Here is a 23,083-nt window from a genome sequence, read left to right on the forward strand (position 1 = left end):
GACGATTGGCTCCCGGAGTCAGGGGCCAGAGAGAATAAGCTCTATATGTTGTAATACCATATGGTTATAACGAATAGTCACTTCTCATTCAGAAACCACAGGGTAATCTTGTTTCATCGTCGTAACAAACACAGGGATAGCACCATGAGCAAAATTTTTGAGGACAATAGCCAGACTATCGGTCACACCCCGCTGGTTCGTCTCAACCGTGTTACCAAAGGCCGCGTGCTGGCCAAGATTGAGAGCCGCAACCCCAGCTTCAGCGTCAAGTGCCGTATCGGTGCCAACCTGATCTGGGATGCCGAGAAGCGCGGCATCCTGACCAAGGGTAAGGAGATCATCGAGCCCACCAGCGGCAACACGGGTATTGCTCTGGCCTTTGTCGCGGCTGCTCGCGGCTATCCCATTACCCTGACCATGCCGGCCACCATGAGTCTGGAGCGCCGCAAGCTGCTCAAGGCACTCGGTGCCAATCTGGTGCTGACCGAAGGGCCGCTCGGCATGAAAGGGGCCATTGCCAAGGCCAACGAGATCCTCGAGTCCGAGCCGGGCAAGTATGTGCTGTTGCAACAGTTTGAAAACCCGGCCAACCCGGAGATCCACGAAAAGACCACCGGCCCCGAGATTTGGGATGCCACTGACGGTGAGGTGGATGTGTTCGTGGCCGGGGTTGGTACCGGTGGCACCATTACCGGCGTCTCCCGCTACCTGAAGAAGACTCAGGGCAAGGCGGTGGTCTCTGTCGCCGTTGAGCCTGCCGAGTCGCCGGTCATCAGCCAGAAGCTGGCCGGTGAAGAGATCAAACCGGGCCCCCACAAGATCCAGGGTATTGGTGCCGGCTTTATTCCGGGCAACCTCGACCTCTCCCTGATTGACCGTGTCGAGCAGGTGACCAGTGACGAAGCTATCGAGATGGCTCGCCGCCTGATGGAGGAGGAGGGGATCCTGGCAGGTATCAGCTCCGGTGCTGCTGTGGTGGCTGCCAGCCGTCTGGCCGAGCTGCCGGAGTTTGAAGGAAAAACGATTGTCGTCATCCTGCCGAGCGCCGCGGAGCGCTACCTCTCCAGCGCCCTGTTTGCCGGCGTATTCAGCGAACAGGAATTGCAGCAGTAAACAACAAGATTGCATTGACCAGACGGCGCTCCCAGGAGCGCCGTTTTTTTATGGACTAGACTCTGCATCGCCCAGCGCCACTCGGGCCCTTATTTTTTGGGGTAAAATAACAAGCTCCGGAGCGAGAAAAAAAGCAGACATTCTGTGATAAATCTCATATCCTGTGCGGCGTCACGCGGTGTCTGATGGTCAGGTATCACAAAGTAACAAAGTGTTATTTTTCGTTATAAAATAATTTCAGGCCAGTCCTGATGCGGCTTGTAGCCCAATAACGGAAAAATCCCGACCAAGACACCGAAATACTGCACAGAAAATTGACCTGGATTAAACCATTGCGGGTCTGCTTTCGTTACTTTACAACATATCCATACTGACACGGTGGGTCAGGTTGTCTGAAAAGCGACCAGCTCACTAAAAAATATCAATAATATGGGGTGAAACCATGTACGAGAAGTCTGTTGTTATTACTGCTGAAAACGGCCTGCACACCCGTCCGGCAGCTCAGTTCGTGAAAGAAGCCAAAGAATTCCAAAGCGAGATCACTGTGGTCTCCGGTGGCAAATCCGCCAGCGCCAAGAGCCTGTTCAAGCTGCAGACTCTGGGTCTGACCAAAGGCACCAACGTGACCATCCAGGCTGACGGCCCGGACGCTCAGAAAGCCGTTGAGAAGCTGGTTGCCCTGATGGACGAGCTGGAGTAATCCAGCTTTACTCCTCCCCCACAGTCGTTTTAATAGGAAGGATTATGATATCTGGCATTCTTGCGTCCCCCGGTATCGCATTCGGTAAGGCGCTTCTTCTGAAAGAAGATGAAATCGTTATCAATCAGGGCAAGATCTCTGCTGACCAGATTGATGCCGAGATCAACCGCTTCCTCGAAGCCCGCACCAAGTCAGCTGCACAGCTGGAAGCCATCAAAGAGATGGCCGGTCGCACCTTCGGCGAAGAAAAAGAGGCCATCTTCGAAGGCCACATCATGTTGCTCGAAGATGAAGAGCTGGAAGGGGATATCAAATCCTTCATCAAAGATAACAAGGCATCCGCCGACAAAGCCATCTACGAGGTGATCGAACAGTACGCCAAGATGATGGCCGAGCTGGACGACCCTTATCTGCGCGAGCGCGCAACCGACTTCCGTGACATCGGCACCCGTCTGGTCAAGAACGTACTGGGCATCGCCGTTGTCAACCTGAGCACCATCGACGAAGAGGTGATTCTGGTCGCCAAAGACCTGACCCCGTCCGAAACTGCTCAGATCAACCTGAAATATGTGCTGGGTTTCGTTACCGACATCGGTGGCCGTACCTCCCACACCTCCATCATGGCTCGCTCCCTGGAGCTGCCGGCCATCGTGGGCACCAACGACATCACCGATCGCGTCAAGAACGGTGAGATGATCCTGCTCGACGCCATCAACAACAAAGTTGTGATCAATCCGAGCGAAGCCGAGCTGACCCAGTTCAAAGAGACTCAGGCCCGTTATCAGGCCGAGAAGGACGAGCTGGCCAAGCTGAAAGATCTGCCTGCCATCACTCTGGATGGTCATCAGGTCGAAGTGTGCGCCAACATCGGTACCGTCAAGGATACCGAAGGTGCCATCCGCAATGGCGCCGAAGGCGTGGGTCTGTACCGTACCGAGTTCCTGTTCATGGATCGTGACGCGCTGCCGACCGAAGACGAGCAGTTCAAAGCCTACAAAGAAGTGGCCGAAGCGATGCCGGATCAGCCGATCATCGTGCGTACCATGGACATTGGCGGCGATAAAGAGCTGCCGTACATGAATTTCCCGAAAGAGATGAACCCCTTCCTGGGCTGGCGTGCCGTGCGTATTTTCTTCGACCGCGAAGACATCATGCACGCTCAGCTGCGGGCCATTCTGCGTGCGTCTGCCTTTGGCAAACTGCGCATCATGTTCCCGATGATCATCTCTGTCGAAGAGTTCCGTAGCCTGAAAGCTACCGTAGAGACGCTGAAAGCCGAACTGCGCGCTGAAGGCAAAGCCTTTGATGAATCCATCGAAGTGGGTATCATGATCGAGACCCCGGCTGCTGCCGTCATGGCTCATCATCTTGCCAAGGAAGTGGATTTCTTCAGTATCGGTACCAACGACCTGACCCAGTACACCCTGGCTGTCGACCGTGGTAACGAGATGATCTCCGCGATGTACAACCCGCTGTCACCCTCCGTCCTGACCCTGATCAAGATGGTTATCGATGCATCCCATGCCGAAGGCAAGTGGACCGGTATGTGTGGTGAACTGGCTGGTGACGAGCGTGCCACCCTGCTGCTGCTGGGTATGGGTCTGGATGAGTTCTCCATGAGCGCCATCTCTGTACCGCGTATCAAGAAGCTTATCCGCAACACCAACTTCGAAGATGTGAAGGCAATGGCTGATCAAGCACTGAGCTTTGCCACCGCTGCTGAAATCGAAGCATGCGTAGATAACTTTATTAAGCAGAAGGCAGTCTGCTAAGATCGGCTGCAAACAGCGACAAATCATCTCTAGGAGCTTTATATGGGTCTGTTCGACAAACTGAAGAAACTGGTTTCCGACGATAGCTCTGACACCGGTGGCATCGAAATCTTTGCTCCGCTGTCTGGCGAAATCGTGCCGATCGAAGATGTGCCTGATGTCGTCTTCGCCGAGAAGATCGTTGGTGACGGTATCGCCATCAAGCCGGCTGGCAACAAGATGGTTGCTCCGTGCGATGGCACCATCGGCAAGATTTTCGAGACCAACCACGCGTTCTCTCTGGAATCTGACTCCGGCATCGAGCTGTTCGTTCACTTCGGTATCGACACCGTTGAACTGAAAGGCGAAGGCTTCAAGCGTATCGCTCAGGAAGGCCAGCAGGTCAAGCGCGGCGACACCATCATCGAGTTCGATCTGGCCGTTCTGGAAGCGAAAGCCAAATCTACCCTGACTCCGGTGGTCATCTCCAACATGGACGAGATCAAAGAGCTGGTGAAGATGACTGGTGCCGTGACTGTGGGCGAGACCCCGGTGATCCGCATCAAGAAATAAGCCGTGACGGGCCAAGTGCCTGTTACTGCAATAAAAAACCGAAGCCTTGTGCTTCGGTTTTTTTATGGCTGCGATCCGGCCCAGAACCTGTTTCCTCTCCTCCTCTCTTACTCTTTCGCGACCACTACCCGGTTACGTCCCTGCTCCTTGGCGAGGTAAAGCGCCCGATCCGCCATCATCAGCAGGTAGTCGATGCTCTGATCGCCCCGGGTAGCGGCGCAGCCAAGGCTGATGGTAAGAGTGATAGTCTGTCCCTGCCATGGCATGGCCAGCTCGCTGACCTGCTGGCGCAGCCGTTCTGCCCGGCAGGCGGCCTGTTCCAGCGTGTGATCCGGCAAGATCAGCAGAAACTCCTCGCCGCCCCAGCGGGCCAGGCACTCCCCCGGTTGCAGCAGTTCTGCCATGGTCTCTGCAACGGCGCAGAGCGCCGCATCCCCGGCAGGGTGACCGTAGCGGTCGTTGATCTGCTTGAAGTGGTCGATATCGCCCAGAACCAGGGCAAAGGCATCGCCCTGCATCCGGTGGGATTGCAGCTGCTGCTCGGCACCACGACGGTTGCACAGCTCGGTGAGGGGATCGGTACAGGAGAGGCGGCTCACCTCTTCCACCATGCACTGCAGGTCGTGAATGTCGCGGAAGGTGACGATATGGCCATTCGGGATGGCATCGGCCCCCAGCTGGGCCGTCACCACGAACCAGCGGTGCTGGCCATTCTTGCAGCGGATCAGGGCTGGCATCTCCGCCACTTCTCGCCCCTCTTGCAAAGAGCGCTCTACCTCGGTGTGCCAGGCCTGAATGATCGCGCTGCGGTAGGTTGCATCCGGATAGGCGAGGCGGAACCAGCTGGCCATATCGGGCAGATCGGCCAGGTCATACCCGAGCTGCTCGCGAAAGGCGCGGTTGAGAAAGCGATGGCGACGCACAGGGATGCTGTCACCGGTATCGGGCAGACCCTCGCGGCGCGCCACCGATTCTGACACCAGAATGGGGAGCGGTATCACGTCAAAGGAGCGAAACAGGATCTGCTGCAGTTCTCTCTCTTCCATCGTCACATGGTGCTCCCTGATCCTTTTGTCACTTTCTCTAACATAGGTTAGCCAGCGCAGGTGGTAAATGGATTTCTGGGGCGCGGCGGGGGAGAGCTATCGTCTCATCTGAAAGCAGGGGAAAAGGGGGCTGGAGCAGCATGTTGCACCGGTTCGGAGGGGGTTGCTGGGTGTCTGCCGATGTCACCAGAGCGGCTTGCGGCAATGATTCAACGCGTTTAGCAGCTTATTTTATAAACTTTTTTGTTTATAAAATAACGGTATTCTGGCGCCACAGAGGGCAACACTTGCCGGGTGGCCATCTCCCCGGGGCTTGCCGAGCTTTCTCCGATCCGCTGACCGATCATGTGAACGCAATAAAAAAGCCGCTCACACAGGTGAGCGGCTTTGCTGGTTTCTCTTCCCTTAAGCGGGCTGCTTGCCCTCTTCGGCAGGAGGTGGCGGCAGGGCGCCGGAGTTGGATTCGACCTTCTGCTCCTCTCCCTGCATGTTCTTGATGTAGACATCCATCTGGTTGAAGGCGATCTCTATGCCGTTCTCGCGGAACAGCTGGTCGATCTTGCGGTTCAACTCGTCCACCGCCGGGTTGCGATCCCCCAGCTCGCTCACGAAGAAGCGCAGCTCGTGATCCAGAGTGCTGGCACCGAAGGTGAGGAAGTAGACGATGGGCGCCGGGTCTTTCAGCACCCGGCTGTTCTCGTCCGCCGCCTGTTTCAGCAGGGTGCGGGTCAGCTCCAGATCGGAACCGTATGCCACGCCTACCCGCACGATGACCCGGGTCACGGTGTCACTGAGCGACCAGTTGATCAGCCGCTCGGTCATCAGCTGCTGGTTGGGGATGATCACCTCTTTGCGATCGAAGTCGGTCAGGGTAGTGGCGCGAATGCGGATCCGCGAGACGGTACCCGAGAAAGAGCCGATGGTGACGGTGTCACCGATCCGCACCGGACGCTCGAACAGGATGATGATGCCGGAGACGAAGTTGGAGAGGATCTCCTTCATGCCAAAACCGATACCGACTGACAGACCACCCGCAACCCACTGCAGCTTGTCCCACTGCACGCCCATCATGGAGAGGGCGGTCAGCGAGCCGAAGCCGATCAGTACGTAGTTGAGCATGGTGGTGATGGCGTAGGCCGTCCCCTGAGCCAGATTGAGTTTGGAGAGCACCAGCACCTCCAGCAAGCCCGGCAGGTTGCGCGCCAGCGACCAGGCGCCGCCGAGTAGCAGGAGGCCGATCAGCACGTCACTCAGGCTGATGGGGAAGAGCACGGCATTGGCGCCGGTGCCTTCAGTGCGGTGCCACAGCACCATGCTGTCGAGGTAGGAGAATACCGCGACCAGATCGGACCAGAGCCAGTAGAAGGCGACGCCGAAGATCAGCATCAGCACGGTGCGAGTCAGACGCAGGGACTGCTGGCTGACATCCTCCAGATCCATCGGCTGCTCTTCGATGGACTCGCCACCTTCCGCATCTTCCGAAGATTTGTGCTCACGTTTGGCCACCGCGCGGCGGTAGGCCAGACGACGGGCCGCCAGCTCCAGCCCGCGCAGGGCGGTGCGGTAGACCAGACTCCAGATGATGAGCAGATAGAAGGATTCGATCAGGCGACCGGTGAGCTTGAGCGCGGTGTAGTAGTAGCCGAGCACCGCCAGCACGATCAGCGCCACCGGGGCAAGGGCCAGCGCAATGGCGGTCATGGTCTGGGCCATGCTCGCCTCACCCTTGATGCGGGCGCGGGAGATGGGGAACACCAGATAGGCGGCCAGCGCCAGCAGGATCAGGGTGAGAGCCTGACCGATCACGTCGTTGCCCAGAGAGGAGGGTTCTACCACCGCCTTGGTCGACAGCATGATAAGGGGCAGCAGCGGCAACCAGAGGTAGCGCATGCTGTTGCGCTTGGCCTGCAGCTCGGCGCGCGGGATGCGGAAGTGGGATTCACCGAGTCCGCCCGGGCGCATTACCGCCATGTAGATGCTGAAGACCAGATAGCTGAGTGCCAGGTTGAGAGTGATCTGGAAAATGAGCTTGGGGCTCAGCAAACCACAGTAGGTGAGCAGCAGGCCGCCCGCCAGAATGAACAGGCTGCCCGGCAGGCGCTGCAACAGGGTAAAGAAGAGTGCGCGCGGGGTGTGCCACTGGCTGTCCTGACGGAAGCGGCCCAGATCCTTGGCAATCTTTTTCTGGCGTTCGGCCAGTGCCGGACGCTTCCACATCAGCAGGCCGCCGATCAGCAGCAGCGGGAAGGCGAGCAGGGAGATCCCCAGCAGCTCTTCGCGCCACTGGCTCCAGTCCGGTTTCAGCACCCAGTCGGAGGCCTGTTTGTAGGCCTGGGCGGGCCAGCTGATAAACCACTTGAAGTCGATCGGTTTGTTGCTGCTTACCCAGAAGATGTGCTGTTGCAGGGTAAATTCGATAGAGGCATAGACCCGCGCCAGCTGCTGCTGGGTCAGCTGCAGGCTGATGGCGTTGGTGAGCTGGCTGTCGAGCTGGCGGTTGAGCTGATCGAGCAGGTTGATGCGGGTATCGATGAGTTTGGCAAGGCTCTCCTTGTCTTCCTCGCTGACCGGCTCCTTGCTGCTCGCGATCAGGTTGTCCAGATAGAGGTTCTTCTGGAACAGCTGGTCACGCTGCTGACTCAGCTCGAACTGGGCCAGATGCAGATCGGCGATCTGCTCTTCCAGGTTTTTCACGGCGATGGTGGGCGCCGCTTCCAGCTGTTGATAGAGCTGATAGAGGATGCGTGACAGCAGCAGGTTGCCCTTGAGCATCTGCACCTGTTCGTTGAGGTTGCGTTCGGTCTGGGTGCCGCGCTCCAGCCAGCTCTTGGCCTGCAGGTTTTTCTGGACCAGCGAGTTGAGGTTGGTGGTGGCGCTGATGAGTTGCTGGCTGAGCTGGTGGTTGAGAACCTGCTCTTTTTGTACCAGCGGGCTGTCTTCGGTCGCTACCAGCTCGCCGGTCTGTTCGGCGGTCTTCTCGGTGTCGCCGAGGCGCTTGGCGCTACTCTGCTCCTGCAACAGTTGCAGCTTCTGCTCTTCACTGGTGAGGCGGGCGTTCTGGTAGTCGCGCTGTTTGACCGCCAGATCCTGCATGCTGGTACGGTTGTCCAGATCCTTTTGCAACTGGGAAAGTTGCAGGTCGAGCAGTGCCAGCTCGGTGTTGAGCTTCATCTTCTCGGCGCTGCTGACGCTCTCGCCGGCATTAAGGCGGCTGCGGATCTCCTGACTACGCTGATAGGCGCGACTCATGCTGCTCTGGGCGCGCTCCGGCAGGGTCTGCAGGTTGGTGAGCTGGCTGCCGATGGCGCCGAGCGCCTCCTGGGCGGCCTGCATGTTGGCCAGCACATCGGGCTGGCGGTTGTCGAGCTCGGCCAGACTCATGCTGGCGTACTCGCTCTTGATCTGCTCCGGGCTCTTGCCCTGGGTCAGGTCGTTGAGCTTGGCGCTGATGTCGCGCAGCTCACCCGGCAGATTGCGAATGCGCTGGGCCTGCGCCTTGGCTTTCGCCTCCTCCTTGTCGATGCTGTCGAGCAGGGTGAGGGTGTCGGTCAGAAACTTCTGGTCGGCCTGCTGGCTGACGGTCAGGGTCTCGGATTTGCCCAGATTGTCCAGCGCCCGCTGGACGGAAGCGCGGGATGGAACATCCTGCGCCATGGCTTGCGGGGCACCGCAGAGGCTGACGAGTAGGCAGAGCAGCGGCAACAGGATGGCCGATGCTCTCTTGAAGGGTGTTGATTGCATATAACTTCCGGGTTATTGCGCGGTAATTGGGAAATTTCCCACCTGGATTAAATCCGCGGGGATTCTAACACCGGCACTCTTTGCGAAGCAGGGGGGAGGGATAAAAAAAACGGCGCCCGCAGGCGCCGTTTTCAGCTTGTTCAGTTCCGATTAAAGAACGTGAACAGAAGCGGTGTTGGTGGTGCCGCTCGGTACCAGAGCACCGGAGACCATCACAACCACGTCACCTTTCTGGCCCATGCCGATTTCCAGCGCGGCTTCTTTACCGATGCGATAGAAATCGTCGGTAGAGGCGATGCTGTCAACCACGTGAGCAACCACACCCTTGGTCAGAACCAGCTGGGCAGCGGTCTTCTTGTTGGTGGTGATAGCCAGGATCCAGGCTTTCGGGAAGTACTTGCGGATAGCCTTGGCAGACTTGCCGCCTTCGGTGGCAACCACGATCAGCGGGGCATCCAGCTTCTCGGAGGTCTCTACCGCACCTTTACATACGGCTTCGGTGATGCGCAGCTTGTTGCTGTCGTTAGAAGCAGACAGGTTGGACGGCATCACGGCATCAGTACGCTCGCAGATGGTGGCCATGATGGTCACGGCTTCCAGCGGGTACTTACCCTTGGCGGACTCACCGGACAGCATGACTGCATCGGTACCGTCCAGGATGGCGTTGGCCACGTCGCCGGCTTCGGCGCGGGTCGGGCGCGGGTTCTTGATCATGGAGTCCAGCATCTGGGTGGCAGTGATAACCACTTTGCGGGCCTTGTTGCACTTGGCGATGATCATCTTCTGGGCGAAGATAACCTCTTCAACCGGGATCTCGACACCCATGTCGCCACGAGCAACCATGATGCCGTCGGACACAGCCAGGATCTCGTCGAAGTTGTCCAGACCTTCCTGGTTTTCGATCTTGGAGATGATCTGGATGTTCTCGCCACCGTGGGCTTTCAGGTGCTCACGGATTTCCAGTACGTCTTCTTTCTTGCGGATGAAGGAAGCAGCAACGAAATCAACGCTCTGCTCGCAACCGAAGATCAGGTCGCGCTTGTCTTTCTCGGCCAGGGCCGGCAGCTTGATGGAGACGCCCGGCAGGTTGACGCCCTTGTTCTCGCCCAGATCGCCGTTGTTCAGTACTTTACAAACAACTTCGCGCTCGGTGATTTCGATGACGTCCAGACCGATCAGGCCGTCGTCAACCAGGATGCGGTTGCCGACGCGCAGATCGTTGGCGAAACCTGCATAGGTCACGGCCACTTTGTCTTTGTTGCCAACCACGGTCTGGTCGGTGGTGAAGGTGAAGGTCTGGCCAGCAACCAGTGCTACGTCATTGCCACCTTCCAGCTTCATGGTACGGATTTCCGGACCCTTGGTATCCAGCAGGATAGCTGCGCGCTTGCCGGTCTCGGCCATCACTTCGCGCAGGTTGCGGATACGGGTGCCGTGCTCTTCGTAATCACCGTGAGAGAAGTTCAGGCGCATGACGTTCATGCCGGCGTCCAGCATTTTTGCCAGCATTTCTTTGGATTCGGTCTTGGGACCGATGGTGCAGACGATTTTGGTCTTTTTCATGTCAGTCTTCATGGTTAAGGAGTTTCCGCCGAGCAATATACACCAGTTTTTGGATTCTTTTTATGATCCAGAAACAACGTTTTGACCAGATAACGTTTTCTTTTCAGGGATAACGTTTTCCTGTTGGTCACTTTTTAGAGCATGCATCCACTGGTCTGAGCTGATTGACGACAAATGTTGCCATCTGTGTCTTATTGGCGGAGAGAAGGTTCAGATGTTGTAAAATGACCACCTGCTCACTGTCACCGTCTTGTCACCAGCTTGCGCAAAGATGTTAGCCCATTGGCGCGCTTGTGAAGGGGAAACAGATGGAAAACAGCCCATGGGGTGGCCCGGTACTGCTTTTGCTGGCGGGGGCACTGTTGCTGGCCCATGCCATGCCTGACGCCAGCTGGCCGGGCAATCACCACTGGCGCTCATCTTTTACCGGCAACCACTCGGCCGAAGGTGCGGCACCTGTCTCGGCAGAGGTGGCCGCAGAGCGACTGCTGTTACAGGAGTGGCAGGCGCAGGGGGCAGCGACCGGCATAGCCCTTTCCGGTGAGAGGCATTGAAAGGTCATCAGGTGGCGGGGGGAACCGCAAAGCGGGCTAACCAGCCGGGCTGCCCTCTTTTGACAGTGGTGGTGCTGGTCATCTGATTATCAAAAATAGGTTGATAGTGCTTATCCATTTAGCCTGATTGTTAACCTGTTTAGGCGGGCTGATAATGAGTTCAGCGGCGTTGCCTTGCGGCAAAAATCGCCATCCAAACCCTTGCTGGAGTCACTGTTATGTCCCTCGCCCCTGTCTGGTTTATCTCTCACGGCGCACCGGATCTGGTGTTGCGTGATCAACCTGCCACCCGTTTTCTGAGCACCCTGCGGCTGGGGGGGCTCAAGGGATTGGTGGTCATCTCCGCTCACTGGTTCAGTCGCGAGCTGCAGATCAACGTCGAGCCCAAACCGGCGCTGATGTACGACTTTTACGGCTTCCCCGAGCCGCTCTACCGGATGCGCTGGCCAGCCAGCAGCCCCGAATGGTTACAGCAGGCGGTGGGCGATCAGCTGACGCTGGCGGGGCTGGCAACTACCCCGGTGCGGCGCGAACTGGACCACGGGGTCTGGTCGCCGCTCTCCCTGATCGACCCGGACAGCGAGATCCCGCTGGTGCAGATCTCCATCCCTGCCAGCTTCACCCCGAACCAGCTCTGGCAGCTGGGGGAGGCGCTTGCCGAATTGCGCAGTCAGGGGATAGGCATCCTCGCCTCCGGCGCCATCACCCATAACCTGCGGGCCTTGGGGCCCGAGGGGTCGCCGGTGCCGCGCTGGGCGAGCCAGTTTGTCGACTGGCTGGAAGGGGCGATGGCGGCAGGGGAGCGGGAGGCGCTGCTCGACTATCGTCGGTTGGCCCCCGGGGCGGTGGAGTCCCACCCCCATGACGATCACCTGCGCCCGCTCTTTGTGGCGCTGGGAGCCGCGCAGGGCAAAGCACCGACCCTGCTGCACGAGAGCTGGGATGGCGGCAGCCTCTACATGGGGGCTTACCGCTTCGATTAACGAACGCCGTGCAAGCAAGAGCCCGCCAATTGGCGGGCTCTTGTCGTTTTGGGGATTGGCTACGGTCAGGGGACGATAACCCGGCTTTCGCCGCCACCGAGGGCTTCGACCCTGACTTGGACGCCAATCCGCTCCACCAGGGTCTGGACGTGGGAGATAACCCCGATCTGGCGACCGGCGGCCTGCAGGGAGTCGAGGCTGGCGAGCGCCAGATCCAGGCTGTCCGGATCCAGGGTGCCGAACCCTTCATCGATAAACAGCGACTCAACCTGGGTCTGCCGCGACGAGAGGCTGGAGAGGGCCAGCGCCAGCGCCAGCGACACCAGAAAACTCTCGCCGCCGGAGAGGGAGTCCACCGAGCGCACCTCGTCCCCCATATCGAGATCCACCACCTGCAGCGCCAGATCGGTGCCGGGTACCCGCTCCAGCCGGTAGCGGGGCGAGAGCTCGGCGAGCTGGGCGTTGGCCTCCAGCAACAGACGTTCGAGGGTGAGGCTCTGGGCAAAGGTGCGGAACTTGGCGCCGTTGGCTTGCCCGATCAGATCGCACAGCTGCTGCCAGTGATCGGCAACAGCCTGCTGGTTGGCGAGCTCCTGCTGCAGGCTGCCCGCCTTGAGGGCGGCCGCTTCGGCTTGCGCCAGCGTGCTCTTGCACTCGAACAGTTGCTCGTCGAGCTCGCGGCAGTGGGTTTCCAGCGCCGTGAGCCGCAGCAGCAGCTCCTCCTGCGGCAGGGCGGCCAGCTCGGGGTGATGTTCGCGATAGCGTTCCCGCTTGCTCTCCTCCAGCGCCAGTGCCCGCTGCCGCTCGGCAAGGCGGGTGCGCGCCTCGCCAACTGCATCCTCCAGCCCTTGCAGAGCGGCGCGGCGCGCCTTGAGCTCATCGGGGCTGATGGCCAGCAGGCGGCGCAGGTCATATTCGGCGATGCCGAGGGTACTGGCGTGGGCAGCCCAGCGACCCAGCACCTCCCGTTTGCGGCGGCTGCTCACCTGCTTCTCCTGCTCCACATGGGTGAGGCGGGTCTTGAGCTCGGTTTGCCGCTCGCGCAGGGCGCGGGCGCTCTGTTGCATCGCATCCAGTTCGCTGGCGAGCTGCTGCAGCCGCTGTTGCCAGCGATTCTCTACCAGTGCGATCTCCTCGCCACCCAGACAGGCAGCGCGGCTGGTGAGCAGTCCCTGCCGCTGCTGCTCGTGCTCCTTGTAGTCCCGCTCTAGCTTGTGCAGCAGTTCGCGCTGGGTCTGCAGACGCGCCTCCTGCGCGCTCAGGGCCGGGGTGAGACTGGCGATCTCGCTGGCCAGCCGCTCCCACTCGCTCTGGCCGTGCAGCCAGGCCTCGCAGGCCCGCTGCCACTCGCGCCACTGCTGGCTGCCGAGCCACTGGCGCCAGGGTTGGCCAGCCATCTGTTCATCGAGACGGTTGCCCCCCTGTTCGAGGCGCTGGCGCAGGGTCGCCTCCTGCTCGCCCATTGCTTTCACTTCCCCTTCCAGCGCGATGCGATGACGGTCGGCCTCCTGCCACTGCTGCTCGAACTGCTGGTGCTGGGCGCCCAGCTGGCTCAGCTGCTGACGCACTCCCTGCAACTGCTGCTGGCCTAGCTGGGCCTGACGCAGCAGCTGCTGGCTCTGGGCCAGCCCCTGCTCCAGCGTCTGGCCGTGGCCGAGCAGGGTGCTCATCAGTTCGTTCCACTCGATGGGGCTCTGGCGCAGCGGCAGCGGATGGCCCAGCAGGGTATCGCCTCCCAGCTGCAGCCAGCGCTGGGTCAGCTGCTCGGCGCGCGCTTCCAGCTCCGGCAGGTGCTGCTGGCGCACTGCCAGCTGGCGAGCCAGCTCCTGACGCTCGCTCTCGCACTGAATGTATTGGTGGTTGAGCCGCTCCCATTCGAGCTCCAGGCTGCGGGCCCGCTCCGCCAGTTGACCGAGAATACCCGCCACCTGTGGCTGGCTCTGGCTGTAGGGGTGCTCCTCGGCGCCACAGAGCGGGCAGGGGGTGCCATCGCTCAGGATATGGCGATACTGCTCGAACGTGGCCACCGCCCGGGACTGCTCCAGCGCGTGGCGCGCCTCGTCCCGCTGCAGGGCGAGCCGCTCGCGGGCTGGCGCCAGCTCGTCGCCAAGGGTGGCGAGTTTGCCGAGCGCCTGCTCCAGCTGGGCAATCTCCTGTTGCAAGCGGGTATGCTGCTCGCCGTGATTGCGGCCATAGTCGGCCAGCTCCAGCAGCTGGCGCAGCTGGCCCAACTGTTCGGTCTGTTGCTGCCACTGCTCCTGCGCTTTGGCGAGGCGGCTCTCCCACTGCAGCTCCTGCAGCTCATTCTGTTGCTGCTGCAGCCGCTCCTGCTCGCGCTGCCAGTAGTCGCGCTCCTGCTGGCCCTGTTCCAGCTGGCGTTGCAGTTGCTGCAGGGCGCGCAGCTTGTGATCGCGCAGGGTGAGCAGTTGCTGCAGCTTGTCGGCATCCCCGGCCCAATCCTGCATGGCGGTGAGCAGGGGCTGCCACTGGCGCGCGACCGGTTCCAGCTCCTTGTTCTCTTCCAGCCAGAGGCTCCACTGCTGGTGCTGGCGTCTGAGCTGTTCCACCTGTTGACTCTGTTCGCGCCACCCCTGCTCGAGGGTGAGCTGCACTTCCCGCTCCTGGGTTCCCTCCTGCTGGATCTTCTGTAACTGCTGCAGCTTTTCCCGAATGCGGGTGTCCAGCTCCTGTGCCCGCTTGAGTTCGGGTTGCAGGGCGCCCCATTCGCGCTCGGCGGCGATCTTCTCTGCCAGCAGCTGCTGTTCGGTGAGGGCGCTCTGCTGGGTCTGCTCCTCGAGTTTGCCCAGCTCCGGCCCCAGCTCGGCGATCACCTTCTCCTGCTGCTGCACCTCAAGAGTGAGGCGGGCCAGCTCGTCGTGATCGGCGCGGGCCACCTGTGCCTGCTCGGCGCGGGCGAACTCCTCGCGCTCGGGAGCTGCGGCGCCGTGGGCCTGCAGAGCGGCCTCCAGCGCGGCTTCACCCTCGCTGCAACCTTGCTGCTGGGTGGCGATGCGACCGTTGAGGTCACGCAGATCCTGCATCAGCTGCTGTTGTTGCTGCTCATGCTTGAGGGTGGTGGCGAGGCTCACCTGCCGGCTTACCCACTGCTCGCGGGTTGCCTCGTCCATCAGCGCCACGTCGCCGAGGCGTTGAGTGATGGCGGCCAGCTTCTGCTGCTCCTCCCGCGCCCGTTCATAGGTCTGGATGGAGATGGCGGAGTAGAGCTCGGTGCCGGTCATCCGTTCGAGCAGGGCGGAGCGCTCGTTGGCATCCGACTTGAGGAAGGCGGCAAACTCCCCCTGCGGCAGGATCACCGCACGGCGGAACTGCTCCCAGGAGAGACCCACCAGCTCGTCGATGCGATCCTGCAGCTCCCGCTTGCTGGCACTGAATACTTGCCCCGATTCGACATCGGTCAGGGTGCGCTCCTGTGCCTGAAAGCGCCCTTCGGCGCGGTTGCGGGCACGGCGCACCGCCCAGCGGGCCAGCCAGATGCGGCCATCGCAGCCACGAAATTGCACCTCGGCAAAGCCGCTGGCGTGGCCGCGACTGAGGATGCCGCGCACGTCGTTGGCCTTGAGCTTCTCTTCGTCATCCATGCGGCCCACTTCGGCCACGTTCTTGCGATTGGCGATAAAGCGCGGCATCTCGTCGTAGAGGGCGAGACAAATGGCGTCGAGCAATGTGCTCTTGCCGGCGCCGGTATTGCCGGTGATGGCAAACAGGCCCGCGGCGCCGAGTGCCCCGCGGGTAAAGTCGATGGTGAAGGCGCCGGTCAGACTGGCCAGATTCTCACCAGACAGAGACAAGATTTTCATTGGTTAGACTCCTTCACCTGCTCCAGGATCTCTTCAAACGAGGCGACCAGCTGTGCCTCGGGCTCCCCCTCGAACTGGCGCTGATAGCAGAGGCGGAAAACTTCAGTGGGGGAGAGCTCATCGAGCCTGCGCCGCTCGCGACCATCGGCCAGTCCTTCGCCCGATCCCTGATACTGGGTGCTGATGCGGGCCAGCCGCACCGGTTTGTCGGCGATGGCAGCGAGGATCCGCTCGCGGATGCGGGCCTCTGGCTTGGGCAGCCGCAACCGCACTTCGAGGAAGGGCTGTGCTTCTTGTGGACAAGGGGGGAGCGTCAGTGCCTCGATTGCTTCGAGTGCCTCGTCGAGAGGGCTCTGGTGCAGGCGGATCATCTCAACTGCACGGGGCACCGGGATCCGCTCCAGCTCGGCCAGTTTCCCCCCCGCAAAGGTCACTTCCAGCACCTGATGGTTGTAGTTGGCTTCGGCGAGCGAAAGCGGCAGCGGCGAGCCGCTGTAGTGCACCCCCTCGGCCGGGCTCTGGGCCAGATGGAGGTGACCGAGTGCCGTGTAGTCGGCACCGGCAAAGAGTTCGGCAGGCAGGGCGTGCTGGTTGCCGCCGAGCACCCGCCGCTCTGAAAGCTCGGAGAGCTGGCCCGCCGCCAGATAGGCGTGGCCCATGGCGATGAGCGGCAGATCCTCGCCGCAGCGAGCGCGCCCTTCAGTCAGCACCTCGGCGTAGACCTGACGCACCCCTTCGATCAGCCTGTCTTGCCCCTCTGCCAGCTGCTCCACCCGCAAGTCGCTGCTGCGCAGGAACGGCACGGCGGCGCACCAGGCGGCAATCTTGCCCTCACGGTCTTGCAGTGGTACCAGCAGACGGTCGGTCTCGAGCTTGCCCTCACTGTCGCGGCTGATGCTGCCTACCAGATGCAGATCAAAGGCGCGCAGCAGCTCGTGGGGGGCATCCAGCTTGGAGGGGGAGTCGTGGTTGCCGCCGATCAGCACCATGTTGAGGTGAGGCAGCTCGGCGCGCAGCCGCGCCAGAAAGCGGTAGAGCTGCTGCCAGGCGCTGGCGGGCGGATTGGCGGTATCGAACAGATCACCCGCCACCAGCAGGGCGTCGATCTCGCGCGCCTTGAGGGTGTCGGTCAGCCAGTCGAGGAAGGCATCGTGTTCAAAACGGCGGTCGTGACCATGGAGTTGATGGCCAAGATGCCAGTCGGCGGTATGGAGGATTTTCATGAGAAAGCAACCCGGATCCTGGGATGGTGCCGGTGGCACCCGATGGTGACAAGATGAGGATGCCCCATGCTTTTTTCAAGTAAAACAGGGGGCTGCCGTCAGTTCATGCGGGTTCGCAGCACATCTTGTATTGGGGGTGGCCGGTGAGGGGATCGGACTCCTCCGCCTCGATGACAAAGCCGTGGCGGCGGTAGAAGCGCACCGCCTGGGAATTTTCCACGAAGACTCTGGCGTGGAGCGACGCGCCCTGACGCTTCGCCTCCTGCAAGAGGGCATGGCCGACGCCGCGTCCCTGTCGGTCGGGGCGCACAAAGAGGGCGGCGAGGTAGTTGTCTACCAGCGCCATAAATCCGAGCAGGTCACCGCGCTCCTCGAACACCCAGATATGGGCGTGATCGAGGTAGCGGGTACGCAGATCCTCCTGAGCCTGCCACCAGCAGGAGGCATCGACGAAATCGTGGGCCTGCAGGGAGGCCAGCAACCAGATTTCGACGATCTCGTCCATGTCTTCGGGGCGACTGGGCCGCAACATATCTTCATCCTTGTTAACAACTTCACCTTCGCAGTCTAGGGGAACTTGATGGCAGTTCCGGTAACCGGGATGGCACCCTGTGAAGTCGATCGCCCTTTATTTAGCAAGAATGATTGGCTGATCACAAAGCGCCTCTCTAGTACAATGCCCGCCGGACAATCTATCGAGACCGAGGACGCCATGTGGTTTAAAAACCTGCAGATTTATCGCTTTACCCGCCCCTTCGACCTGACTGTGGAGCAGCTGGAAACCCAGCTGGAGGCCTGTGCCTTCACCCCTTGCGGCAGTCAGGACATCTCCCGGTTCGGGTGGGTCAAGCCCCTTGGCAAATTCGGCTCAACCCTGACCCACAGCGCCTCTGGCCACATCCTCATCTGCGCCCGCAAGGAGGAGAAGATGTTGCCCGGTACAGTGGTCAAGGAGATGCTGGCGGAGAAGGTAGAGGCGATCGAGTTCGAGCAGGGCCGCGCCCTCAAGAAGAAAGAGAAGGAAGCGCTGAAAGAGGAGATCCTCCACACCCTGCTGCCGCGCGCCTTCAGCCGTACCAGCCAGACCTTCGCCTGGATCAACCCGGCCGACAACCTGATGGTGGTGGATGCGGGCTCTGCCAAGAAGGCGGATGACCTGCTGGCACTGTTGCGCAAATCCATCGGTTCCCTGCCAGTGGTGCCGGTGGCGCTCAAGAACCCGCCCGAAATCACCATGACCGAGTGGCTGAACGAGGGCAATCTGCCAGCTTCGTTCGCCCTGGAAGATGAAGCCGAGCTGCGCAGTGCCATGGAGCACGGCGGCATCATCCGCTGCAAGCAGCAGGATCTGATGACGGACGAGATCAAGAACCACCTGGCCAACGACAAGCTGGTGACCAAGCTGGCCCTCAACTGGGGCGAGACCGTCAGCTTCGTGCTGGGGGATGACCTCTCCATCAAGCGCCTGAAGTTCAGCGAAGAGCTGCGCGAGCAGAACGACGACGTGACCAGCGAAGATCCGGCCGCCCGTCTGGATGCAGACTTTGCGCTGGTGACCGCCGAGCTCTCCCAGTTCATTCCGGCGCTGTTTGCCGCCCTGGGTGGTGAAGAGCAGTCCATCTAGGCGAACTGATTCAGCCTGATTGCAAAAAACCGCCCGAGGGCGGTTTTTTTATGGGCGCTGATGGCCGGAGGCAATCCCGAACAGAGAGGGCCGATAATGGTCGGCCCTATCCGAGCGGCGGTTGGCTGGATACCCGGCAGCTCCACGTTGAAGATCAACTCGGGCGTGGGATTTCGCCACAGGGGATTATTTGATACCCAACAGCTCCACATCAAAGATCAGCACGGATCCCGGCGGAATTTTGCCGGCGGCGCGGTCACCGTAGGCGAGGTTGGCCGGGATATAGAAGCGGGTCTTCTCCCCTTCCACCATCAGCTGAACTCCTTCAGTCCACCCCTTGATCACCTGGTTGAGGCCAAACTCGATGGGCTCGCCACGGGCGACCGAGCTGTCAAAGACGGTGCCGTCCAGCAGCTTGCCCTCGTAGTGCACCTTCACCTTGCTGGTGGCGGTGGGGTGAACCGTGCCGGTGCCCGGGGTCAGCACTTCGTACTGCAGGCCGGAGGCGGTGGTGGTCACCAGCGGTTTCTCCTTGTTGCTGGCGAGGAACTCGGCCCCCTTGCGAACATTATCTTCGGCCAGCTTCTTGTTATTGCTGCTGGAGTAGAAGTAGTAGGCGACACCGGCAACCAGCAGCGCGATCAGTATGAATTTCATCGGTTTTCCTATTCCAAGAAAGACAAAGTGTGCAATGAGGGGCCATCTTATCGCGCACCGCTCCTCATGGCGAGCCACAGGGCGGGAGGATGTGAGCGGGCAGGCAAAGCAGGGTAGCGCAGACGTAAAAAGGGGCGAGTCGGTGACTCGCCCCTTGTCATGGCGGCAGCGCTTACTTGGCGGCCACCATCATCAGAGCTGGCAGGGCGAAGAAGAGACCCGCCACATAACCGAGAGCCAGCAGCTTGTTCTCGCTGCCTACCCGGGCCAAGCCCTCGGCGGCGCGCACCGGCAGGTCACGCAGGAACGGCAGGCCATAGATGAACACCACGGCGAAGACGTTGAACAACACGTGGACCAGCGCAATGGTCAGGGCCAGCTGGGCACCGGCTCCGCTGATGGCGGTGGCAGCCAGAAGGGCGGTGATGGTGGTACCGATATTGGCGCCCAGAGTGAAGGGGTAGAGCTGGCGAGTGCTGAACACACCGCCGCCGGCCAGCGGGATCATCAGGCTGGTAGTGGTGGAGGAGGACTGCACCATGATGGTCACCAGCGCACCGGAGGTGATGCCGCTCAGCGGGCCACGGCCCAGCGCCTTGTGCAGCACCTCTTTGGCGCGGCCAACCAGCACCTTCTGCAGCACTTTGCCCAGATAAGTGACGCTGGCAAGGATCAGCAGGATGCCGATGACGATGGTGGCGATGGCGGCACCCTTGCCTGGCAGGAAGGCGACGGCGCTGTCGATCAGCTGCTGAGCCGGTGCGGTGAGCGGCTTCATGAAATCCATCCCCTTCATCGACATGTTGGCAGAGCCCACCAGCATGTTGGCCAGCCATTCGGCGCTATGCTGCAGCAGACCGAACATCAGCTCCAGCGGCAGGAAGATGACCACGGCTAGCAGGTTGAAAAAGTCGTGTACGGTGGCGGCGGCGAAGGCGCGGCGGAACTCGGTACGGTCGCGGACATGGCCCAGCGAAACGATGGTGTTGGTGATGGTGGTGCCGAGGTTGGCACCCATGACCATGGGGATGGCCATGCCGATGGGCAGGCCGCCGGCAACCAGACCGACGATCACCGAGGTCACAGTGCTGGAGGATTGCACCAGCGCGGTCGCCAGGATGCCGAGCAGCAGGGCGACGAAGGGGTTGTTGGCAAACGCGAAGATCTGGGCTGCGCCCTCGGCGCCGCCGGAGAAACCTTTGAAACCGTGGGAGACTGCGCCGACGGCTACCAGGATCAGGTAAACCAGGGCGATGACACTCATCCAGTTGAACAGGGCGCGGGTCGCTGACTGCTGCTGTTGGGAGTCACTCTGTTGCATAAAGCCTCTTGGGACGGCCGTGCCGTCTTGGGTTGTTGATGACTCGCGCATTTAATCAGTGGTTAATGACAGAAATATGACAACGTGACATTTCGATGATGTTTTTATGACGACGAGCTGCGGCGACAGGCGCTGACCGAGCCGGTTGGCTCTGGGGTGACAAAAGGGGGAATGAAGGCACTGCCGCCTTGCCAGTCGGGACGTGATCGCTACACTGCGCCCCTTTATTGGCAAGCAGGAGTAAACAAGATGATGCGTGCATGGATCCTCTCTCTGTCGCTGGGGCTGCTCTCGGCAGGGGCACAGGCCAGCCTGTTGAAAACAGATTGCAACCTCGACAAGGCACTCAAGAACGAAGCGGTGAATGCCACTCTGGGTGTCAAGGGCAACTGTGATACCAGCAAGCTGGTGAAGCAGGAGAAAGAGAAGGTGAAAGCCGAGGTGCAAAAAGGCCGCACCGACCTGCTGGGCGAGAAGCGCGCCGACCTCAAGGAGAGCGGCAACGGTATGCAGCAGAAGATGGACAAGGCAAACCAGCAACTGCACAAGGCGGAGCAGGATGCCAAGACCATCGCTCGCGATCCGCTCAAGGCTGCGGCGACCGCCGTGCTGGATAAGCAGTAAGCAGACCGGGCACAAGCCCGTGTGACCGGCAACAGACCGGCAGCAAAAAGGGGAGCCATGGCTCCCCTTTTGTTATGCGCTATCCGCAGGCGATCAGGCGTCGGCCGCCTCTTCGTACTGACGGAACGGGATACGGAACACCGCCAGACGCAGGAACAGATAGGTCACACCGAGGCCAGCCCAGATCAGGCCAAGCTCGAGGGAGCTCTGCTCCAGGTTGATCCAGAGGGCGCCGATGGTGGCGGCACCGAGCAGCGGCATCAGCAGATAGACGATGTGATCCTTGAGGGTCTTGTTGCGCTTCTCGCGCACCCAGAACTGACCGATCACCGACAGGTTGACGAAGCTGAATGCCACCAGCGCACCGAAGTTGACCAGCGCCAGCGCGGTATCCAGATCAAACGACACGGCGGAGAGAGCCAGCGCACCAACCATCAGCACGTTGATGGCCGGAGTGCGGTATTTCGGGTGGATGTAGCCAAATACCCGCTCCGGGATCATGTGGTCACGACCCATCACGTAGAGAATGCGCGACACACCGGCGTGAGCCGCCATGCCGGAGGCCAGTACCGCGACCGTGGTGCAGACCAGTACCACTGACTGGAAGAAGGTGCCGCCGACGTAGAGGGCGATCTCCGGCAGTACCGCATCCGGATGCTGGAAGCGGGAGAGGCTCGGGAAGTAGAGCTGCAGGCAGTAGGAGACCACCACGAAGATGATGCCGCCGATAAGGGCCGTCAGCACGATCGCCTTGGGGATCACCTTGCCGGCGTTCGGGGTCTCTTCGGAGAGAGAGCTCAGGCCGTCAAAGCCCAGGAACGAGAAGCAGAGAATGGTTGCGCCGGTGAAGAGCGGTACCAGCTGTGCTGACTCGAAGTGGAACGGACGGCTGCTCATCAGGGTGCCGGCGCCTTCGCCGTGATAGATGCCCCATGCCATCAGACCGATGAAGATGGTGATGATGGCCAGCTGGATCACCACGATGAGGCCATTGAAGTTGGCTACCAGGTTGATGCCGCGCAGGTTGAGGAAGGTCATCACGGTCACCAGACCGAAGATGAACACCCAGGGCTCGACACCCGGGAACATGGCGGTCAGGTAGATCTTGGCCAGCAGGATGTTGATCATCGGCATGAACATGTAGTCGAGCAGGGAGGACCAGCCGACCATGAAACCGATGTAGGGGTTGAACACTTTCTGGGCGTAGGTATAGGCAGAGCCCGCAGAGGGGAACTTGCGCACCAGATGGCCGTAGCTGAAGGCGGTCAGCAGGATGCCGCCGAGGGCCAGCAGATAGGCAGTGGCGACCCGGCCTTCGGTGATGTCACCGACGATGGCGAAGGTATCGAATACAGCCATGGGGGTCAGGTAGGCCAAACCCATGACGATCACTTGGGTCAGGGTCAGGGTTTTGAGCAGCTTGGCGCCTTGAGATGCCATTACGCTTTCTCCTCAATCAGTGCCGCAGCACGTGCTTGCAACGAGTACAGGATCGCGGTGGATTCGCAGGCCTGCAGATCAAAGGCGCCGGGGAGGCGCAAACCGGTATTAGCCGGCAGGAAAGCATTGAAACGCCCCATGTTTTTCCTCATTAACGTCGGGAGATTGTTGGCAATCTCGGGTATCACTTCCGGAACGTTTCCGGCCTCTTGTGGTGGGTTTGCACTGCTCTTCAAAATACAAAAACCGATGTCGCAGTGAACATCGGTCCTTTATTGGCGGCGTATTGTGCATTCGGGATTCCCCCTTGACAAGCAATAATCGGCTCAATATCGCATTTTTTTGCATAATC

General features: G+C 60.5%; 18 protein-coding genes. 8 read left to right on the top strand and 10 right to left on the bottom strand.

The annotated features are described in order from the left end of the window. Window positions 1-144 precede the first annotated feature (144 nt). The 4 genes from cysK to crr all read left to right on the top strand — a co-directional run bounded on the left by cysK (window position 145) and on the right by crr (window position 4,137). Window positions 145-1,113: a cysteine synthase A gene (gene cysK / locus NOM67_RS08865; RefSeq protein WP_005347490.1), complete on the top strand. Its 969-nt coding sequence runs from the start codon at window positions 145-147 to the stop codon at window positions 1,111-1,113. A gap of 442 nt (window positions 1,114-1,555) precedes the next feature. Then, the gene (locus tag NOM67_RS08870) at window positions 1,556-1,813 is read left to right on the top strand and encodes an HPr family phosphocarrier protein (RefSeq protein ID WP_005303128.1); all 258 of its coding nucleotides are present in this window, start codon (window positions 1,556-1,558) and stop codon (window positions 1,811-1,813) included. 44 nt (window positions 1,814-1,857) lie between these two features. Further along, window positions 1,858-3,585 (top strand): phosphoenolpyruvate-protein phosphotransferase PtsI, encoded by a 1,728-nt coding sequence (gene ptsI, locus NOM67_RS08875; protein ID WP_041208245.1) that lies wholly within the window; start codon window positions 1,858-1,860, stop codon window positions 3,583-3,585. A 42-nt stretch (window positions 3,586-3,627) separates the two neighbouring features. Next, a complete protein-coding gene (crr, locus tag NOM67_RS08880) occupies window positions 3,628-4,137 on the top strand; it encodes a PTS glucose transporter subunit IIA (RefSeq protein ID WP_005303134.1) in 510 nt (169 codons plus the stop codon). A gap of 107 nt (window positions 4,138-4,244) precedes the next feature. Here the strand turns inward: crr and NOM67_RS08885 are convergent, their stop codons facing one another. From NOM67_RS08885 to pykF, 3 genes are all read right to left on the bottom strand, one after another. Continuing rightward, window positions 4,245-5,183 carry a sensor domain-containing diguanylate cyclase gene (locus NOM67_RS08885; protein ID WP_255936524.1) on the bottom strand — a complete coding sequence of 313 codons (939 nt, stop codon included), beginning with the start codon at window positions 5,181-5,183 and terminating at the stop codon, window positions 4,245-4,247. 405 nt (window positions 5,184-5,588) lie between these two features. Further along, window positions 5,589-8,924 carry a mechanosensitive channel MscK gene (mscK, locus tag NOM67_RS08890; RefSeq protein ID WP_255936158.1) on the bottom strand — a complete coding sequence of 1,112 codons (3,336 nt, stop codon included), beginning with the start codon at window positions 8,922-8,924 and terminating at the stop codon, window positions 5,589-5,591. Between the two features lie 150 nt (window positions 8,925-9,074). Further along, window positions 9,075-10,487: a pyruvate kinase PykF gene (gene pykF, locus NOM67_RS08895; RefSeq protein ID WP_042033075.1), complete on the bottom strand. Its 1,413-nt coding sequence runs from the start codon at window positions 10,485-10,487 to the stop codon at window positions 9,075-9,077. 308 nt (window positions 10,488-10,795) lie between these two features. On the opposite strand from pykF, the gene NOM67_RS08900 reads away from it, so the two are divergent. After that, window positions 10,796-11,041 carry a hypothetical protein gene (locus tag NOM67_RS08900; protein ID WP_255936161.1) on the top strand — a complete coding sequence of 82 codons (246 nt, stop codon included), beginning with the start codon at window positions 10,796-10,798 and terminating at the stop codon, window positions 11,039-11,041. Window positions 11,042-11,259: 218 nt separating this feature from the next. Beyond that, the gene (locus tag NOM67_RS08905; protein ID WP_255936163.1) at window positions 11,260-12,024 is read left to right on the top strand and encodes a class III extradiol ring-cleavage dioxygenase; all 765 of its coding nucleotides are present in this window, start codon (window positions 11,260-11,262) and stop codon (window positions 12,022-12,024) included. A 65-nt stretch (window positions 12,025-12,089) separates the two neighbouring features. Here the strand turns inward: NOM67_RS08905 and NOM67_RS08910 are convergent, their stop codons facing one another. The 3 genes from NOM67_RS08910 to NOM67_RS08920 form a co-directional block, all read right to left on the bottom strand. Then, complete coding sequence (locus tag NOM67_RS08910; protein ID WP_255936165.1) at window positions 12,090-15,842, bottom strand: AAA family ATPase; 3,753 nt, start codon at window positions 15,840-15,842, stop codon at window positions 12,090-12,092. Continuing rightward, window positions 15,839-17,065, bottom strand: coding sequence for an exonuclease SbcCD subunit D C-terminal domain-containing protein (locus NOM67_RS08915; protein WP_255936167.1), 1,227 nt, complete (start codon window positions 17,063-17,065; stop codon window positions 15,839-15,841). Before NOM67_RS08915 ends, NOM67_RS08910 begins: the two co-directional genes overlap by 4 nt. 103 nt (window positions 17,066-17,168) lie before the next feature. Then, complete coding sequence (locus NOM67_RS08920; protein WP_041208255.1) at window positions 17,169-17,597, bottom strand: GNAT family N-acetyltransferase; 429 nt, start codon at window positions 17,595-17,597, stop codon at window positions 17,169-17,171. Between the two features lie 180 nt (window positions 17,598-17,777). Here NOM67_RS08920 and rdgC point away from each other — a divergent pair, with 180 nt between their 5' ends. Then, window positions 17,778-18,689 carry a recombination-associated protein RdgC gene (gene rdgC, locus NOM67_RS08925; protein WP_201930168.1) on the top strand — a complete coding sequence of 304 codons (912 nt, stop codon included), beginning with the start codon at window positions 17,778-17,780 and terminating at the stop codon, window positions 18,687-18,689. A gap of 186 nt (window positions 18,690-18,875) precedes the next feature. Here rdgC and NOM67_RS08930 read toward each other — a convergent pair whose 3' ends face one another. Together NOM67_RS08930 and NOM67_RS08935 are read right to left on the bottom strand one after the other, a co-directional pair. Continuing rightward, a complete protein-coding gene (locus NOM67_RS08930) occupies window positions 18,876-19,346 on the bottom strand; it encodes an FKBP-type peptidyl-prolyl cis-trans isomerase (protein WP_033113327.1) in 471 nt (156 codons plus the stop codon). A 172-nt stretch (window positions 19,347-19,518) separates the two neighbouring features. Beyond that, window positions 19,519-20,667, bottom strand: a complete 1,149-nt coding sequence (locus NOM67_RS08935; RefSeq protein ID WP_209298109.1) for a Na/Pi cotransporter family protein — start codon at window positions 20,665-20,667, stop codon at window positions 19,519-19,521. Window positions 20,668-20,916: 249 nt separating this feature from the next. Here NOM67_RS08935 and NOM67_RS08940 point away from each other — a divergent pair, with 249 nt between their 5' ends. Beyond that, entirely contained in the window at window positions 20,917-21,291 is a 375-nt protein-coding gene (locus NOM67_RS08940; protein ID WP_225315422.1) for a hypothetical protein, read from the top strand. A gap of 93 nt (window positions 21,292-21,384) precedes the next feature. Here the strand turns inward: NOM67_RS08940 and NOM67_RS08945 are convergent, their stop codons facing one another. Next, on the bottom strand, window positions 21,385-22,731 hold the full coding sequence (locus tag NOM67_RS08945) for an APC family permease (RefSeq protein ID WP_041208258.1): 1,347 nt from the start codon (window positions 22,729-22,731) through the stop codon (window positions 21,385-21,387). After that, the gene (locus NOM67_RS08950) at window positions 22,731-22,871 is read right to left on the bottom strand and encodes a hypothetical protein (RefSeq protein ID WP_167334751.1); all 141 of its coding nucleotides are present in this window, start codon (window positions 22,869-22,871) and stop codon (window positions 22,731-22,733) included. The genes NOM67_RS08945 and NOM67_RS08950 overlap by 1 nt, the downstream gene beginning before the upstream one ends. Window positions 22,872-23,083 lie beyond the last annotated feature (212 nt).

Origin of the sequence: Aeromonas sp. SG16 (assembly GCF_024436135.1) — a bacterium.
In the GTDB taxonomy this organism is placed as follows: domain Bacteria; phylum Pseudomonadota; class Gammaproteobacteria; order Enterobacterales; family Aeromonadaceae; genus Aeromonas; species Aeromonas jandaei.